18 protein-coding genes are annotated in these 18,280 nt (G+C 40.6%); 1 reads left to right on the forward strand and 17 read right to left on the reverse strand.

The genetic code is table 11. From position 1 onward, the window contains the following. Positions 1–302: 302 nt before the first annotated feature. The 6 genes from rsmA to metG form a co-directional block, all read right to left on the reverse strand. On the reverse strand, positions 303–1,181 hold the full coding sequence (gene rsmA / locus CUU66_RS22075) for a 16S rRNA (adenine(1518)-N(6)/adenine(1519)-N(6))-dimethyltransferase RsmA (protein WP_101645558.1): 879 nt from the start codon (positions 1,179–1,181) through the stop codon (positions 303–305). After that, positions 1,174–1,734, reverse strand: coding sequence for a ribonuclease M5 (gene rnmV / locus CUU66_RS22080; RefSeq protein ID WP_101645559.1), 561 nt, complete (start codon positions 1,732–1,734; stop codon positions 1,174–1,176). Before rnmV ends, rsmA begins: the two co-directional genes overlap by 8 nt. A 589-nt stretch (positions 1,735–2,323) precedes the next feature. Further along, positions 2,324–2,524 carry a hypothetical protein gene (locus tag CUU66_RS24630; RefSeq protein ID WP_101645560.1) on the reverse strand — a complete coding sequence of 67 codons (201 nt, stop codon included), beginning with the start codon at positions 2,522–2,524 and terminating at the stop codon, positions 2,324–2,326. A 376-nt stretch (positions 2,525–2,900) separates the two neighbouring features. Next, on the reverse strand, positions 2,901–4,097 hold the full coding sequence (locus CUU66_RS22090) for a G5 and 3D domain-containing protein (RefSeq protein ID WP_101645561.1): 1,197 nt from the start codon (positions 4,095–4,097) through the stop codon (positions 2,901–2,903). A 241-nt stretch (positions 4,098–4,338) separates the two neighbouring features. Then, complete coding sequence (locus CUU66_RS22095) at positions 4,339–5,106, reverse strand: TatD family hydrolase (RefSeq protein WP_101645562.1); 768 nt, start codon at positions 5,104–5,106, stop codon at positions 4,339–4,341. 312 nt (positions 5,107–5,418) lie between these two features. After that, on the reverse strand, positions 5,419–7,383 hold the full coding sequence (metG, locus tag CUU66_RS22100; protein WP_101645563.1) for a methionine--tRNA ligase: 1,965 nt from the start codon (positions 7,381–7,383) through the stop codon (positions 5,419–5,421). Positions 7,384–8,147: 764 nt separating this feature from the next. On the opposite strand from metG, the gene CUU66_RS22105 reads away from it, so the two are divergent. Next, the gene (locus CUU66_RS22105) at positions 8,148–8,432 is read left to right on the forward strand and encodes an AbrB/MazE/SpoVT family DNA-binding domain-containing protein (RefSeq protein WP_101645564.1); all 285 of its coding nucleotides are present in this window, start codon (positions 8,148–8,150) and stop codon (positions 8,430–8,432) included. 664 nt (positions 8,433–9,096) lie between these two features. Here the strand turns inward: CUU66_RS22105 and rsmI are convergent. The 11 genes from rsmI to CUU66_RS22160 all read right to left on the reverse strand — a co-directional run bounded on the left by rsmI (position 9,097) and on the right by CUU66_RS22160 (position 17,215). Then, on the reverse strand, positions 9,097–9,972 hold the full coding sequence (gene rsmI / locus CUU66_RS22110) for a 16S rRNA (cytidine(1402)-2'-O)-methyltransferase (RefSeq protein ID WP_101645565.1): 876 nt from the start codon (positions 9,970–9,972) through the stop codon (positions 9,097–9,099). Next, on the reverse strand, positions 9,950–10,240 hold the full coding sequence (locus CUU66_RS22115; protein WP_101645566.1) for a GIY-YIG nuclease family protein: 291 nt from the start codon (positions 10,238–10,240) through the stop codon (positions 9,950–9,952). Before CUU66_RS22115 ends, rsmI begins: the two co-directional genes overlap by 23 nt. Continuing rightward, complete coding sequence (locus tag CUU66_RS22120) at positions 10,227–10,970, reverse strand: tRNA1(Val) (adenine(37)-N6)-methyltransferase (RefSeq protein WP_101645567.1); 744 nt, start codon at positions 10,968–10,970, stop codon at positions 10,227–10,229. The genes CUU66_RS22115 and CUU66_RS22120 overlap by 14 nt, the downstream gene beginning before the upstream one ends. A 661-nt stretch (positions 10,971–11,631) precedes the next feature. After that, positions 11,632–12,006 (reverse strand): DNA replication initiation control protein YabA, encoded by a 375-nt coding sequence (yabA, locus tag CUU66_RS22125; protein ID WP_101645568.1) that lies wholly within the window; start codon positions 12,004–12,006, stop codon positions 11,632–11,634. A 12-nt stretch (positions 12,007–12,018) separates the two neighbouring features. Then, positions 12,019–12,849, reverse strand: coding sequence for a PSP1 domain-containing protein (locus tag CUU66_RS22130; RefSeq protein WP_101645569.1), 831 nt, complete (start codon positions 12,847–12,849; stop codon positions 12,019–12,021). Then, a complete protein-coding gene (gene holB / locus CUU66_RS22135; protein WP_101645570.1) occupies positions 12,842–13,849 on the reverse strand; it encodes a DNA polymerase III subunit delta' in 1,008 nt (335 codons plus the stop codon). The genes CUU66_RS22130 and holB overlap by 8 nt, the downstream gene beginning before the upstream one ends. A 13-nt stretch (positions 13,850–13,862) precedes the next feature. After that, entirely contained in the window at positions 13,863–14,303 is a 441-nt protein-coding gene (locus tag CUU66_RS22140; protein ID WP_101645571.1) for a YaaR family protein, read from the reverse strand. Positions 14,304–14,366: 63 nt separating this feature from the next. Next, positions 14,367–14,696: a cyclic-di-AMP receptor gene (locus CUU66_RS22145; protein ID WP_101645572.1), complete on the reverse strand. Its 330-nt coding sequence runs from the start codon at positions 14,694–14,696 to the stop codon at positions 14,367–14,369. A gap of 62 nt (positions 14,697–14,758) precedes the next feature. Next, a complete protein-coding gene (gene tmk / locus CUU66_RS22150; protein WP_101645573.1) occupies positions 14,759–15,391 on the reverse strand; it encodes a dTMP kinase in 633 nt (210 codons plus the stop codon). A gap of 41 nt (positions 15,392–15,432) precedes the next feature. Continuing rightward, positions 15,433–16,866, reverse strand: coding sequence for an aminotransferase class I/II-fold pyridoxal phosphate-dependent enzyme (locus CUU66_RS22155; RefSeq protein WP_101645575.1), 1,434 nt, complete (start codon positions 16,864–16,866; stop codon positions 15,433–15,435). Positions 16,867–17,008: 142 nt separating this feature from the next. Next, entirely contained in the window at positions 17,009–17,215 is a 207-nt protein-coding gene (locus tag CUU66_RS22160) for a sigma factor G inhibitor Gin (RefSeq protein ID WP_257968105.1), read from the reverse strand. Positions 17,216–18,280 lie beyond the last annotated feature (1,065 nt).

Raw genomic sequence — 18,280 nt, forward strand, 5'->3', positions numbered from 1 at the left:
AGGTTGATTGGAACGTAAGGTGCGAGACTCCTGCGGGAGCAGCGGGACAGGTGAGACCCCACAGGCGGAGCCGAGGAGGCTCAGCGCCCGCCCCGCGGAAAGCGAGCATCCTGAAGTGGAAATCAACTCCCTTATTCAATAACAACAAAGTTTTCGAAAACAGCCTATGAAAACCGGCAGCGAATTAGCTTATGACTAAGGTGTCAGTCCGCAGCCAGACGAATCACAGAAAATAGGCGGCTTGTTTCACTAACCTAAAACAAAAACACCCGCAGAGTCTGCGGGTGTTTCAGTTGCATGAATTATTGAAAATGGACAAGAAGACTATCACTTAGTTTTGCGAATTCCGGAATCGACAAAGTTTCTCCGCGTCTCCCAGGATCAATGCCAGACTCTGAAAGAGCTTCTAGGATGTGATCCTTCTTTTCTTTTCCATCTGGCAGCTGATTAACCAAGTTATTTAATATCGTTTTTCTCCTTTGAGCAAAGCTTGCCCTTGTTATGGTAAAGAAGAAGTCCTCATTCTTCACTTGGACGGCTGGTTCTGTGCGCATGGTTAACCGGATAACTGCAGAGTCGACATTTGGCTGTGGAACAAACACAGTCTTTGGTACAATCATGACCGTCTCAGCCTTTGTATAGTACTGAATGGCTATGGAGAGCGAACCATACTCTTTTGTTCCGGGCTTAGCGGAAATACGGTCAGCTACTTCCTTTTGAAGCATGACCACAATCCCTCTTACCGGCAGCCGCTCTTCTAAAAATTTCATTATGATCGGCGTTGTTACATAATAAGGAAGATTGGCCACTACCATCAGGTCCTTAAAAGTACCAAACTCACTTTGCAGGACCTCGGACAAGTCTGCCTTCAAAACATCCTGATGAATGATCTTTACATTGTCATATGGCTGCAGGGTATCATTTAAAATAGGAAGAAGGCGCTGATCTATTTCGAAAGCGACCACCTTTTTACTTCTGCGTGCCAGCTGCTCAGTCAAAGCTCCAATACCAGGCCCAATTTCAATCGCACCGCTTTCCTCGGTAAGTTCAGCAAAGTCCACAATACGATTAAGGATATTAGTATCTATAAGAAAGTTCTGACCCAGACTTTTCTTGAATGAAAATCCATGCTTGTCAAGAATCGCTTTGGTTCTTATGGGAGTCGCAATGTCTTTATTCATTTTCTTCCTCCTGTTTGATCTGCATTATAGCATCTATAAATACATCTCTTGATATCTGGAACATTTGCAGCCTCTTAGACAGCTGCTTTCCGTTGGTATAACCTATACTAAGGATCTGACCTAACCTTTCCCGGCGTTCCTTAGATCCGCTCCCCCCAATTAATCCAGCTTCCAGCAAATCCTGCTGGCTGATGTCAGAAGAAGCTTGCTCCGACATCAGATGTGCCTCCTTCAATGCCTCTCTAATCGACTCAGGACTGGCATGTTCTACTCCTATACCCTTTCCATTCTTCGGGCGGGCTTTCTCCTTCGAAAGAAATGCATGCTTACAATCGGGTATCTGCTGAGTTATGGTATGACGAATCTTTTCCCCAGGAAAATCTGGGTCGGTAAAAACAATGACCCCCCGGGTAGCTTGTGCTAGCTTAATCTGGTCAATAACCGACTGGCTGACCGCTGAACCGTTCGTTTCGATTGTGTCTGCGCTCACTGCTCGTTTAATAGCTACCGTATCATCTTTACCTTCAACAACAATAATTTCTTGAATTTTCATATTTCCTCCAAATATACGAAACCTTTCGCAAGTGTCCTTCGTCTATATCTATAGAATGACAATTAAATAGACAGTTTATGTTTTATTTTACCCTTCGGTGCATCAAGTTAAAGCCTTGGGCACTTCCCTTCATGCAAAGGACCGCCTTCTGATATTCTGGCTGGATTGATTCGTTTGTTCTGCAGCCTTTTAACCTGCTCTTGCCCTCTGATTTTCAGGCAATTCTTTCATAAAGGCAAAACTTATGTAAAAGCCTGCGATTAAACACCTTAGTTTCGAAGACATTGTCTGCTTTTGAAACACATCTTACTTTATCCGACTCCGTATTGAGTTACATTACTTTAAATTAGCCTTACATTCCAAATAAAGCAATGATTTTTGTAGAGATCTCTTTCCAGCGGGTGGTTCTGAATCGGCTTGTGCGTCATGCTGTGCCTTTCAAAAATTGGTTTTCTATAAACATTCTAAGAGCTTCAAATGCTAAAACCCTTTGAACTTTCGATAGTGTTCTGAACTCACTTCCGAATAAAGCCATTCGCTTTGTAAGGTCTTTCGGAATCCTCCTATGATTTACGAAAAACTCCACCAGCTAAGACTCCTTATCCTTTTGAAGGGTACCGTTTGTACTTTTGGCGGCTGTTCTGAACCACTTAAACCTGATTCTTGTTGCATCTAGCTGCGAACTGACTTCCTCGGTCATAAGCCAATCGCCATCAAAAGGCAAGATCGGCCTTTCGCTGCCGCTTTTCTTATGCCTCCCGGAAGTCTGCTTTTCTATAATGTAAACCACTCAAACTTTTTTACTTCAACATGATGCTTCAAAACATGTCTGCGTTGAAAAGCACCGTTCTCCGCTTTTGGTGGTGTCTGGTTCCGAACTGACACCCTCGAGTCATAAGTCAATCAGTCCTTGTGAAGAAAACCGCTTCACAAAGCCTGCTCGCCTTATGCTTTGCTGGCGCATAAGTGCGACTAAGCTTCTGTCTTCGCTCCGCTTGCCAATCAGCAAGTCTTCTTTATCGGGTGTCTGCTTTTCTATTTATGCTGCTTTATATAAGAGATAGCTTTACATTGAACATGTTTAAGAAAGGTGTGAAAAGCACCGTTCTGCACCTTTCGTATTATAACGCAAAAAGCAGAGGATTGGAGTCCTCTGCGGGATTGCATTAGTTTAGTACTCTTATTTTTATCTTTCTGACTCCCCATTTGTATGCATCGGCCGTGGATGGGAAGAAGACGTCTATTTTATGGCCTTTGATTGCTCCGCCTTTATCTGCTGCGATTGCGTACCCGTATCCTTCCACATAGACTTTTGAACCTAGAGGTATGACACTTGGGTCGACAGCAATTACTTTACTGTTTGGATTGCTTCTTAAATTAATACCTGTAGATGTGAAACCAGAACATCCGTTGCAATTTGCTGTATATGCGGTAGAGTTCACATAAAATTCCTTGCCTGAGGATGCCCCGCCGCGGCTCGCTTGGCCTCTTGATGCCTGTGCCACTAGTATTTTCGTACCTACAGCTATTACTTTATTTTTCCTATGCTTGATCGTCTTTTGGTTGACCAGCTTGCGAGCTACTTCCTTTCCGTTTTCACGGGTAACAGAGAATTGCTTCGATATAAGGCCTTTTTGTCCCTCTGCTATAATCTTTTGGGTTCCTTGCTTCAAGTTAGCATCTTTTTTGGTAATCACAGCATAATTTACTGGTTCTTCCACTACATCGGTGACCTTTTCTACTCGTACAACTTTTACCACATTTCCTGGTTTAATTTGCTCATGTAATCCTGGTTCAACCCGGTCTAATTGATTGAGCTTAATCTTCTGTTGCTCTAAAAAGTCAGCGACCGTAGTCGAAGTTGACCAAACCTTGCTTCTCTTCCCCGAGACACGGACGTCTACTGGGAAGGCTTTCTTAATTGTAAGGCTCATTCCGTTTTTGATAGGAGCATCCTTAGAAGGGCTAACTTGGTCGTAATTGGTTATGTTCATTTTCTCCTGCTCCAGGAGCTTGCTTACTGTTTTTGCTGTTGTCCATATTTTCTTCTTTTCTTGATCTTGGATAAATTCAACCTGTTTTGCCGATTCGAGTACAACTTTTAAGTTCTCCTTTACCTTTGTATGAGGCTCTGGATACACATAATCCTCTGCATGAACAGTAATCTCCAAATCTTTTAATATATCATTAATAGTAGCCGCGTGTGTTTTGACTACCTTTTCTTGACCATCTAGAGTGAGTGCTACAGTTTTCTTGGTACTGTGATAAAGGTAAATTCCCAAGGATGCTGCGAAAACTACAAGGCTTGTGATGGAAATGGCCAATTTCTTACGATTAAAAGATTTGGAAAACAGGTTTTTCATATTCCTTATCTCGATGAAAAACTCCTCCTTTCCTTCTTCGGTGATTATATAGATTACTATAATCGACTGTCAAAACTATTCATTTTTGTCTTAGAGTAGCTCTTATTATGCCTACTCTCTTATAAAAAAGATAGTCTGACTTATCGACATAGTTATCCTATGATAGGATGGAGACTTGTAGAACTTTTTAGAAACAAGTTTTTTTTGGACAAGTCCCCGTATAACCCGACAATTTCTGATGTCATAATATGCCGAATAATTTTCTGGCATTACGTGTGGTTGCCTCCGCTACCTCTTCTAAGCTGATGCCTTTCAATTCAGCTATCTGCTCAGCTACTAGTTTCACATAGGCCGGTTCATTCCTCTTCCCGCGGTTAGGATGAGGGGCAAGATACGGACAATCCGTTTCGATCAAGAGCTTTTCCAAAGGGATTTCCTGAGCTACTTCTTTAGGTTTTTTTGCATTTTTGAAGGTTACTGGTCCTCCAAGGGATATGTAAAAATTCATATTAACGCATTCTTTCGCTGTCTCTGCACTGCCGCTGAAACAATGCATGATTCCCCCAACTTCTGCTGCATTTTCTTCTTTTAAAATTTCTACTATGTCGGCTGTTGCATCCCTATTGTGAATAATAATAGGCAGTTTCACTCTTTTCGCTAACCGGATCTGCTTTTTAAATACTTCTTTCTGTATATCTTTCGGTGATTTATCCCAGTGGTAGTCCAAACCCATTTCACCGATTGCCACTACCCGCGGATGGGCCGCAAGTTCTTCGATCCACTTAAGATCCTCTTCTGTCAGATCGATTGCATCTACAGGATGCCAACCTACTGCTGCATAAATAAAATCATAAGTTTCACAAAGCTCCATTGCCCGGTTTATGGTAGGGCGGTCAAAGCCTACTACTACTATTTGAGAAACTCCTTCCGCTTTCGCCCGTTCGATTACTTCTGTCAGATCTTCGTTGAATTGTTCATCGTTCAGGTGGGCATGCGTATCAAATAACATTTGGCTATTCTTCCTTCCCTAGCATCTAGTTTATTAGAAAATTGCTTTTTCATGTTTCACAATTATGTAACATTTTCATTACATTAGACCTATTCGATTTTTCCTTTATTCTACATACTTTACTCTTTTTTGCAAATTTTTTTGCCTCTGGTTAACAAGTGTATTTATATATTACGAAAACAGTATTCATTTTATGTCCGATATCAAAATATCACTCATCATTTAAAATCCAGCAGTATTCCAACGGTAAAAGAGCAAAAAAAACAGAGGTGTTTCACGTGAAACACCTCTAAGTTATAGAAAGATAACTTTTTATTTAACTTTAGCGCCGATTTCCAGTTCTTCACCTACAGTAGCAAGTGACAATATTCCATCTTTTTCTCCCGCCAATATCATACCTTCTGACAATTCTCCACGTAATGTAACAGGTTTTAAATTTGTAACACAGATTACCTTACGGCCCACTAAATCTTCTGGTTTATAGAATTTTGCAATTCCAGAAACCACCTGGCGTTTTTCATAGCCTAAATCAAGCTGAAGCTTCAGCAGCTTATTTGCTTTTTTGACAGGTTCAGCATGAATGACTCTTGCTACCCGCAGTTCGACTTTCATAAAGTCGTCTATCGTAATTTCTTCCGTTTCCGGAGCCGTCTCGGCCGATTCTTCAGCAGGTGCCTCTGCTGGCGGAGTGCCGCCCTGCATCTGGTTTCTAATATATTCAACTTCCTCATTTAAGTCCAGCCTAGGGAAAATCGGGTCACCCTTGACCACATTAGTTCCTTCAGGAATCACTCCAAAGTTCTCTAGACTGCTCCAAGACTGAAGCTCTTCATCGGATACATTAAGCTGTGCAAAAATTTTCTGAGGCGTTTTTGTTAAAAAAGGCTTCAGTAGTACAGCAGAACGTCTTAATGATTCGGCAAGGTGGACCATTACATCTCCAAGTTGACCTCGCTTGCTTTCATCTTTTGCCAGTGCCCATGGTGCAGTTTCATCAATATACTTGTTAGTACGGCTGATTAGCTGCCAAACAGTGGAGAGTGCAACGGAAAACTCCATCTTCTCCATAGCCTCTTCATATTGTTCAACTGTCGTTTTATTCATTTCAAGTAGCTGTTGATCAAACTCGCCGTTTGATCCGCTATAGACTGGGATAACACCATTAAAATATTTCTGGATCATGGCAACCGTACGATTTAGGAGGTTACCAAGATCATTTGCTAAATCAAAATTGATTCTTTCTACAAATCCTTCGGGTGTGAATACTCCATCTGAACCAAACGGAACTTCTCTTAAAAGGTAGTATCTTAAGGCGTCCAGACCGTAACGATCAATGAGAGTGACCGGATCGACTACGTTCCCTTTGGATTTAGACATTTTACCATCTTTCATCAGAAGCCATCCATGTGCAAATACCTTCTTCGGAAGTGGCAGATCCAAAGCCATTAACATAATAGGCCAATAAATGGTATGGAACCGGACAATCTCTTTACCCACCAGGTGGACATCTGCCGGCCAGTAATTTAAATACTTAGAGTCATCTTCAGTTCCATAGCCTAGTGCCGTAATATAGTTTGATAGAGCATCTATCCATACATATATTACGTGCTTAGGATCACCAGGTACCTTCACGCCCCAGTCAAAAGTGGTACGGGAAACAGCTAAATCTTCTAACCCTGGTTTAATGAAATTGTTAATCATTTCATTTTTGCGCGACTCGGGCTGGATGAACTCCGGGTTTTCTTCATAGTATGCAAGCAGCCTGTCTACATATTTGCTCATTTTAAAGAAGTAAGATTCTTCTTTTACATTTTCTACTGGTCTGCCGCAGTCAGGGCAATTACCACCTTCTACCTGCCGCTCTGTAAAGAAGGATTCACACGGAGTACAATATAATCCTACATAATGATCTAAATAAATATCACCTTGATCTAATAATTGTTTAAAGATTTTTTCAACGACCTTTTTATGACGATCCTCAGTTGTACGTATAAAATCATCATACGAGATATCAAGCTTCTGCCAAAGTTCTTTTATTCCAGAGACAATCCCATCTACATATGCTTGTGGAGAAACTCCAATTTCTTCGGCTTTACGCTGTATTTTTTGGCCATGTTCATCAGTACCTGTAAGATACATAACGTCAAAGCCTCTCATTCTTTTATATCGAGCCATTGCATCCCCGGCAACTGTAGTATAGGCATGTCCTATATGTAAATTCCCGCTGGGATAATAAATAGGTGTAGTCAGATAAAACGTATTCAGCTTATCTCTCATTTCTCTTCCCTCCGATAAGGATATGTTTAATTCTATTATGACATGTTTTTATAAGGTTTTAACAGTAAATCGTTCAGCATGAATATGAAAAAGAGTCCTTCCCTTCTGGGCAGACTCCGCTCACTGTTCTTTCCTATCATTACATAACAATAGGAAGTTTTTTTGTAACTCGTGCCATGGCTGGCACTTAAGTAAAGCCTTCGCACTCAGTTTGGCCTCTACCCTCAACAAAATATACCTAAAAGTCATGCAAGGTGCAAATTTTATGGAAATACTCACCAGGAAAAAACGCTGCTTTTTTTCTGGAAACATATTGGAAACTGCCAAGAAATCATTTAAAATATTATTGTGGGAATAATATTTCCAGTTTAGTTCTTTTATCCTTAAACCTCAAAAATTTTTGGTTATGTACTCTTAACATTTTCGACATTGGTCACTGTTTTATAGGTAATTTTGTCGAATAATGTCGATTGGAATAGGGATTATTTCCTGCACACACATAATACAATGTCTCCTAATGAGTTAAACAGAGTATTTGCCTTTAGTAAAAAATTTTATATAATGGTAAATAAACCTTGATAAATTAACATTTTCTAATAACCATTAATTCCCTGAGAATCTAAACAGGAAATAAATTGACGTATTTGGGAATGTCTGGTACTATGAAAAAGTAGCGGGAATTTGTCGAATATTGACGAATACATAGATAAATAAATAGAGAGAAAATCGAGTATTATTTCTAGGTGAGAAGGAGTTTTTATATTATGAAATCTACAGGTATTGTTCGTAAAGTTGATGAATTAGGACGTGTAGTGATCCCGATTGAGTTACGACGTACATTAGGGATCGCAGAAAAAGATGCACTTGAAATTTACGTAGATGATGAAAGAATCATCTTGAAAAAGTATAAACCAAATATGACTTGCCAGGTTACAGGAGAAGTTTCTGATACTAACTTATCTCTTGCTAACGGAAAGCTTGTTCTTAGCCGTGAAGGTGCAGAGCTATTGCTTAAAGAAATCCAGGATAGTTTTCTAGCTGTAAAATAATAAAAAGGCTTCCCATGGGAGCCTTCAGGCTGTCGAGAGAGTCTCGGCAGCCTTTTTCCTTTCCTGATATACGAGTAATCGTTCCAGCCCCGCGTGATAATCTGGTTTCCTGCACGGTATACCGAGCCCGCCTGGTCCTCTCCAGAAATTAATCGAAGGCTGTCATTAAACAGAGGATTCCCGCCCGGTGATCAGCATATTCCGCAAAAGAGAAGCATATAGGCCGCTGGATAAGCATTAAAGATAAGCATAGTAAGAAGAGGGATAATCATAAACATGGAAAACATAAGCGTATCTCTATAGAAGGTAAGCATATACCCTATTGCGTGGTTCTATTTCATTCACATTTAACAACACCCTCTTCCAAAAGCCTGTTTTTCCAGAGCTGGGGAAGCAAGCTGCAAAAAAAGTTACCAAGATTAGGGCTTATCCATGAAAAATACTTGTTTATAAAAATGGACCTCAAATTCCCCTGATGTTTTGCAATCATACGGCTTCACAAGTTCATATGGGCAGTGGGCTACACAATTAAAACAAATAAGAAACACTAAATGTTTAACAGAATTAAAAATTTCTATGTTAGACTTCTCTTCTAAGGAACCAGTGTAAAGCTAGAATTATTTTCTCCATATGCCGAAGGCTTCCCACGGGAAGCCTTTTTCACTTATATTTCAATATGATAAACATTGTAAACATCCCGTTTTGGAAGATCTCTATCCTTCGACGTCTGCTTAATCGCTTCTTTGGAAGACATATTTTTATTGTTTATATAAAAATCTACATGCTCAGATATCGTAAGCGGCTCCCACCATTTTGACAGCTCTTCTTCTTTCATCTGGCCGCCTTCAATAATTAAGCAGAATTCTCCTCGAATCTCACTGGAAACTGCCCATTTAACTGCTTCTTCTAAAGAACCTCGGATAAACTCTTCATATTTTTTCGTTAATTCACGGCATAACACAATTTTGCGGTTTCCCAGAATTTCTAAGATATTTTGAAGCGTCTCCTTCAAACGGTGCGGAGACTCGTAAAGGATAAATGTGGAAGTAATTTTTTTTAACTCCTCTAATTCCGCTTTTCTTGCTTTGGATGATCGACTTAAAAACCCGTAAAAGTAAAATGGCTGTGTTGAAATTCCGGAGGCAATCAATGCAGTCAGGGCTGCATTTGCACCAGGAAGAGGAATAACCGTTATATTTTCTCCTAAGGCTTCCTGGACGAGTTCATATCCCGGGTCAGATATAGTAGGCATTCCTGCATCACTTACTAAGGCGATCACCTGTCCCGCTTTAATTTTATCTAACAGCTGTTTCCCGCTGGCCACCTTATTATGTTCATGATAACTAATGATAGGGGTATCAATCTCAAAGTAATTACATAATTTTTTTGTGTTCCTTGTATCTTCTGCCGCGATAAAATCTGCTTCCTTCATGATACGAATCGCTCTAAAACTCATATCTTCAAGGTTTCCGATTGGGGTAGGCACCAAGTAAAGGGCACCCTCCGCACCTTCTTTTTCAAAGCTTTTTTGCTGCCACATCGTTCTTATTTCCTCCCTCCCGGATGAATCTTTCTTTGCCTGTCCTATTAAGCTGCTTAAATTGATATTCCATTTTCAAAGCATCACTTTTCTCCATAAATGTCTGACTGTAAATCAGCCTTACTGGTCCTCTTCCCCGGGTGTACTTGGCACCTTTTCCTTCATTATGGGTACTGACCCTTTTCTCTAAATTATTCGTATACCCTGCATAGTAGCTGCCATCCTTACATTCTAACACGTAAAAATAATGCTTATTATTTTTCTCCATATAATATCCTGCTTACCTCTTGTGTGTATTCATTATTTTTATTATAAACAAACAATGGAGGCAGGATTTTTAAGTCGGGGTTTCCGTCTTTTATTCCTTCTACCAGAATAGTATTAGCTTCCTTACCTTCCTTTGGATATACAAATTGAAGCCGTTTGGGTTCCAGCCTATACTTACGCATCAGGCTTAGAATATCTAATAAGCGTCCCGGCCTGTGCACAAAAGCCGCCTTTCCGCCCTGCTTTAAAAGCTGGCTGCTGACTCTTACAGCATCCTCAAGCGTACACATAATTTCATGTCTCGCTATTGCCAGGTGTTCATTCTTATTGATTTCCTCTTCTGAAGGAGTAGGGAAGTATGGAGGATTACAGGTTACAACATCATATTTCGAGAACCCAATTTCCTTTGGTATTTCTCTGATATCTCCATGAATCATAGCGAGCTGATCCGTTAATGCATTGTATTCAAAACTTCTAACCGCCATATCATACAGCCGTTGCTGAATTTCTATTCCGGTAATATGCCCTTTCGTCCTTGTGCTAAGAAGCAGCGGAATGACACCGTTACCCGAACATAAATCAACCAGGCTGCCCCTATGTACTGGGACTCGGACGAATTTAGCCAAAAGGACTGCATCTAGGGAAAAGGAAAACACAGAAGGACTCTGAATAATCCGCAAATCCTCTGCTAGTAAATAATCGAGACGCTCATCCCCTTTAAGTATAACCATCAGTTTATCCTCCTGCTTGTCTTTCTAGTTACGTAGCTTTAGTATGAACCTTGTCATATTCTTTATTAAAGGCTCTTTTATAGTTCTGTGAACCGATCCTATTAGTTAAACAGGTTGATTGGAACGTAAGGTGCGAGACTCCTCGATCCGGCTCCAAGCTGAGACACTCGAGTGATAAGCCAATCCGTCTATGGGAAGAAAAGCACTCCCCACAGCCAGATCGTCTTATGCTTGGCTAACGCACGATGCACAGGATGTGCGAGCCAGGCGGGGCCACAGGACGTGGCCGTTCAAGCGTGGTAAGGGCGACTAAGCTTCTGTCTTCGCTATCGCTTGCCAATCAGCAAGTCTTCTTTATCAGGTGTCTGCTTTTCTTTTAGTGTCTTGCCTCTACTTTAATAAAGTTCATCATTCAGCTTTTGGATGGAATTTTTCTTGAAAAGCACCGTCCTCCGCTTTTCAATCAGGTGAGACCCCAAAGGCGAAGCCGAGGAGGCTCGGGCGCCTGCCCCTAAGGTCCGCGAACATCCTCACGTTCCAATCAACTCTCTTGTTCAACAACAACAAAGTTTGCAAAAACAGCCTTATTAAATAATCATTCGTTCAAAATTACAGTAAAAAATAAGGTCTGACCCATTAAATGCGTGAGCCAGACCGGATACTATTTCTTATTTAAAAAGGATAGGCAGAAAAGGCAATCGCCTTCCTTGCGCAGACTTCCGAAATGCAGATTACAGATATGAAAGCCTTCCTGATAAAGACGGGCCAGGTTATCGTATCCTTCACCAACATCATGTACCTTATTATCTTTTGATCGCGCGGAAGATTTTTTCTTTGCTTGATTTTTTTCAGTTGGTTCCTTTGATTTTGTGTTATGGTCTAAATGATTGCGCAAATGCTCATTCTCAAGCTTCAGCGAGTGGTTTTCCTCTAAAATCTCTGCCAAATGAATTTTTAATTCACCAAGCTGCTTATATAAATGGCCAATCTGTGCTTCCATATTACTCACAGAATCAAAAATTTCTTTTTTATCCACGCTCTCACCACCTTAATAATCTGTGGCTTGTATAGAAACGGCTCCTTCTTTTAGAATTTCATCTAAAGTATATTCTAATACTCTTTCTTGTTCGACTAATTCAATTTGAAGTACGCGTTCTAGAATATTGAGCCCCACTACCTTGCCCGTACCATTTGGAGTCTGAATCATTTCCCCTAAATCAGGAAGCTGCTCTTTCGCAGATTCGTACTCGTCGTTCTCATATTTCAAGCAGCACATTAACCGCCCGCAAAGTCCGGAAATCTTTGTCGGATTTAAACTCAGATTCTGATCTTTAGCCATTTTAATGGATACCGGTTCAAAATCTCCCAAGAAGGTAGAGCAGCAGAGCATCCTGCCGCAGGGACCAATTCCGCCAAGCATCTTAGCCTCATCCCTGACACCAATCTGCCGCAGTTCTATTCTTGTTCTAAAGATAGAAGCCAGGTCCTTAACCAGTTCTCGGAAATCGACTCTTCCATCTGCTGTAAAATAAAATATAACTTTATTGCGGTCAAATGTATATTCGACATCAACGAGCTTCATATCCAGTTGATGTTCTTCTACTTTATCACAGCAGGTTCTGTATGCCTCCTGTGCAGCTGCTTTATTTTCATCGACAATCATTCTGTCTTTCTGCTCAGCAATACGAAGCACTTTTTTTAGAGGAAGCACTACATCTTTTTCCCCTACCTGCTTCCTGGCCGTCACGACCTTGCCGAATTCAACCCCGCGGACGGTTTCGACGATAACGAATTCATCCTTAGGAATATCCAAATCACCAGGGTCAAAATAATATATTTTACCCGCTTTCTTAAAGCGGACACCTACTACATCAAACAAATGAGGATCCCTCCTGCAAATTTAACACCAGCTGTTCCATCAATAACTGGGTATTAGTATTGGACAACAATCTTTTTTTGGCATCTAAGATAACAGACATTTTTTCAGCCAGGCGTTGAGAAGAAATCAACAGTGCGTCATGCTCCAGCACCTTCTCTAAGTGGTTAAAAACCAGCTGATCACGCTTGTCCAATTGAACATGCAGTAAATCTTTATAAATCAGGAACAATAAGTCTAATCCTCTATCAATCTGTTCTTTCTCCTTAAAATGGGCAAACCATTCTTCCTGAAGATATAAAAGCGCTTTTAATGGATTATTGCGAAGCGTTTCATATAATTTTACCATTATTTTTTGAGCTTGTGCAAACCATTCCTGAGAATTCATCTCTAAGGCTTCTTCCAAATTTTGGGTGAGATAAGAAATAATTGAGGCATTGTGTGGTGATACGCCATTTTTCAATAATGTTTCTTTAAAATGTACAGGGGATAACGGCTTGAATGAGATAACCTGGCATCTCGATAGGATTGTAGGTAATATTCGCTGCACCTGCTCTGTCACTAAAATGGCTGTCGACTCCCGATTAGGCTCTTCCAGAAACTTAAGCAGACTGTTTGCGGCCTGGACCGTCATTTTATCGGCATGGAAGATGGTGTAGAACTTTTTGTTTGATTCCACCGCCTTTTTTGAGAATTCTTCCTGAAGGGTTTGGATTTGCTCCTTTTTGATCGAAAGCCCATCGGGTTCTAACACGTGAACATCCGGATGGTTGCCGCTTTGGATTCTCTTGCAGTTCAAACAGCGGTTACATGGTTCGATATTTTCTTCTATATGTTCACAGAATAAACTTTTCGCAAACAAAATAGCCGCGTCTCTTTTACCGGTACCCTTCCCGCCCTCAAAGAGGTAGGCATGCGCGACACGGTTTTTTAGCCGGCTGTTTTTAAGCATTCTATAGACATCAGGCTGTATTTCCTCCAGCTTACTCCATTCGCTAATCACAATCATCACTCGCTTACGTGTAGATATTAATAAGAAGTCCTTTAATTTCTCCTATTTTTCCTAAGATATCAATGGATGTTCTTTCTTTGTTCATTACTTCTTCTGTAAGCTCTACAAGCTTCTGGTCAACCGTTTCCACGGTTTTCAGCGATCGGCTCTGCCCGTAGGAATTCCAGCTCTGAGATGAATTTAATTCCATCCCGAAATCAACTGCCTCTCTTACAAACCGCTTAACAAGCGTTTTGAATTTTGCCAGATCCCTGAAATTCCTGGAACGCCCAAGCCGGTCACCTGCACCTTCAATCTCTGACAGCAGCTTATTTAAAGCACCAAATTGCATTTTCTGATCCTGTTTTTGAATGATATCACCGAACTTTTTGGTTCCATTCAAGGCTGGTCTTTGATCTGTCCTTACCTTGTCCAGCTTAACATGAAGCTCCTGGTTTATTTTCATAATGATCCCTCCAAATCGATACCATGATGATGCATCATCATGGTATTCGATATAGGTTTTTACTTAGAATTGACGGAAATGTTCTACTGGCAGGACGAATACTGTCGCTCCTCCTACTTCTACTTCAACCGGATATGGAACATAGGAATCTGCATTACCGCCCATTGGAGAAACAGGTGCTACTAACTGCTCGCGTGACTGGCAGTTTTCTTTTATAATCTCTAATGCTTTATCCACACGGATATCATCAGTTCCAATCATGAAGGTCGTATTCCCTGATTTAAGAAAGCCCCCAGTAGTAGCAAGCTTCGTCGCTCTAAAATTATGATCGACCAATGCATTTGATAAACGGTTACTGTCTTTATCCTGAATCACCGCAATGATTAATTTCATAATAATAACCTCCTTTTATTTTAATTATAGCAATATTTTAGCTGTTGATTTTAAATGCGCACTCATCGATTAATAATATCCAGAAGCTTTGCTTTTACTTCCTCAAAAACCAGAGGCAGCTCTTTCTCAGCATGAATAATATGAAATCTTCCCTGGTAGCGGTCTATAAGCTGCATATAGCCCTCTTTCACCTTGTCATGAAACGCTGCATTCTCGCTATCCAGACGGTTAACTTCTCTTCCGCTATTGCTGCTTATCCTTCTTAATCCCTCTTCAGGCTCAATGTCAAAGTAAAAAGTAGCATCTGGCCATAATCCCTCAATGGCAAATTCATTTATCGTACTCACTTCATCAATCCCAAGCCCTCTAGCATATCCTTGGTAAGCGAGCGAGCTGTCAATAAAGCGGTCACATAGAACCATGCTTCCTTTCTCTAGTGCCGGTATTACTTTTTCAACAAGATGCTGCCTTCTTGCTGCGGCATACAGCAGAGCTTCGGTCCTCGGATCCATTTCTGTATTGGATGTACTCAAAATAACTTCCCGTATTTGTTCAGCTATAGGAATCCCGCCTGGTTCCCTTGTCAGCAGTACCTGAAATCCCTGTTCCTCAAGATATTCCTGTAGCATAGCGAGAACTGTTGTCTTTCCGGCACCCTCAGGTCCCTCAAACGTTATAAACATTCCATGATTCATTAAACTAAAACCCTCCATATTCTTACACCAGTTGTCTATACTTACGTTTCCTTAAAAACCTTAATTTTATTTTCTGAGAGGCATTCTCCGCCATGAAATCTTGCACCTAATGCCTGATACGATTTAAGTATTGAGATCCGCTCTTCGGTAATACGTTCTCCCTGCAGAAAAAGAGGAATACCTGGAGGATAGGGAATAATGGATTCTGCTGCAATCATTCCGGCACTTTCTTCAATCAGCAACTCTTTTCTTTCAAGAACTTCCATTTGCTTAAAAGAAATTTCCAGTCCGGCTGTTTCAGAAATCCACGATGTATGAATAGAGGAAATTTTGTGTTCCTTCCTTATATCCTTTATTCCTTTTCTTATTCCTTTTAAAACTTTTTCATACTGCCTGGTCAAAGTATCGCTGCTTAAAGGTGCAACGAATAAGACATTATAAGGATCTGCAAGTTCTGCAAATATCCGCTGTTTCTCCAATCCTTCTTGAAGAATGTAACCTGGTACTCCTCGCGTTGACCGTATCGTTATCTTTAAGGGATCTATATGATCGTGCTCTAAAACCCTGACTCCGTCAATATTGTTTATGTCACTTTTTAAGCTGTTAAGGACGCTCACTAGTCTCTCCAGCTCTTCTGAAGAATAGGACGCCGCGTAATGCCTTGCCAGATCCAGAGACGCCATGATCGGATAGGAAGGGCTGCTGGATTGGAACATTTGCAGATAAAAACGAAGCCTGCTTTTATCAATGATATCACTTTTAAAATGTAAGTATGAACCCATGGTCATGGCTGGAAGAGTTTTATGAGCGGACTGGACTACAACATCCGCCCCGGCAGCAACCGCACATTTCGGAAAAGGTTCGCCTAGAACAAAATGTGCACCATGTGCCTGATCCACTAATACAGCTATGCCATGACGGTGGCAGAGCTCAATGATTCTATCTATATCCTTCCCTTCACCATAATAGTTTGGATACGTCAAGATGAGTGCCTTTGGATTCGGATGGATTTTGAGCACCTCTTCAATGTTTTCTGCCGTAATCCCTGCCGCCACATTAAAGATATCATTGAATTCTGGAGAAATAAATATAGGCCTGGCATTAGCAATTCTTAATGCATGAAGAATTGATTTATGGCAATTTCTTTGAACTAGCACAAGATCTCCATCACAGCAGGCAGCTAATATCATAGCCATATTTCCTGAAGTCGTTCCATTCACCAGGAAATAACTTTCCCGGGATCCATATAAAAGGCTTAGCAGTTTCTGTGCCTCTTCAATCGGTCCCTCAGGAGCATGTAAGTCATCCAGCCCTGATAATTCAGTCGCATCTATACGCAAAATAGATTGATAAAAATCCATTCCCTCTTCCGGAAACACCCTTCCATACTTATGCCCTGGAACATGAAACGAAACAGGGTCCTTCCTATGATGTTCAAGCAATGCCTGGAACAAAGGAAACGAATATTGGTTCATCACAATAAAATCATCCTTTTTCATATGTAACCCTATTTTAACAAAGTTTGAAGCCGCTATGGTTTTTCATGTGCTGTATCTGCTGCATTTCATAAAAAAAACCCGCCAGCTTGTATAATGGCAGGGTTATGATATAAGTTTCTTATGAATAAATTTCTGGTGTTGTAACTTTTTTTAACTGCTTAATGATAAACGTATATTTAGGATCCTTCGTATCTGTTGCCGTAATATCTCTTTCACACTCCGTACAAATAAAAGATGTATACAGGTGTATTCCTTTAAACCGTGGCTGTTCACAAACCACACAAATTTCCCCTACATTCTTTCTTGCCGCTGCCGATTCCACCATCTCCACCTCCATATCCCTATATTCTCCGAAAATGTCATTTTGTATACAATTTTTCGAATAGTTTTAAACCGGGATATTGGCCCATTTTGTTTATTGTATGATTCTATTTCTGTATCTGTGTATGTCTCGGTTAAACTTTTCTAGAAAATGACTGGTTCGGGGCAAGGAAGAACGCTTTCTTGAGGAGATTAAAGGAGAGTTTAGCAAGAATAGCATTTGGTTTGGGATCCATTATAAGGATGAAACAATGTCATATAGCCTCGCGCTGAATCATAGCAGGAATTAGGTTTTTTGTGCAAGAACTGCATAAGCCTTTGACGATAAGCATAAAGCAATTCGGATCAGCATATATCGAACTTGATCAGCATATAGCCATTCGGATCAGCATATGAGCTAAAAAATAAGCATACTCATTGCCCAGATAAGCATAAAACGATTAAACATAAGCGTAAATCTAAAAAACATAAGCATAAATCGTTAAAACCTAATCATAAAGCATCTATACACAAGTAAAACTTTCCACATCTACTCGGCTTATACGTTTATAGCTTTAATTCCGCTTAAATGTCACCATATTGGCCTTCCTTTTTCTCCAATATGCTGCAGTAATGACCTAATTTTATCTGTTACTTTCTAAAAATGAGTTAAAATGCACGTTTGGATGTGAATAAATGGATTTCAATCTGACACTGGAACTCGAGCAATAAGGCTCAATATAGGACTATTAATAAAAGAAGTCCATCAACCACATTCTCCCTCAGTATTCAGGGGATGGTAGTCGGTGGTCTCTTTGTTCCTCAACCGGGTTCGTTTTATCTTTATTAACCATTCTATTTTTCACCCTCGGTTTAGAAGACAAAAAAAGACTCCTGATCTTCGGTCTGCCTGGCAGCGTCCCTACTCTCACAGGGAGAAGAGCCCACGGGCTGCCATCGCCATTCAAGGTATGGTATGCCTTTACTAAATATCATCTATCTATTTTTAACCTGGTTTAAAAGACACAAAAAAAGACCAGCTATCACAGCTGATCTTCGGTCTGCCTGGCAGCGTCCTACTCTCACAGGG

Origin of the sequence: Peribacillus deserti (assembly GCF_002863585.1) — a bacterium.
Lineage (GTDB): Bacteria > Bacillota > Bacilli > Bacillales > DSM-1321 > Paraperibacillus > Paraperibacillus deserti_A.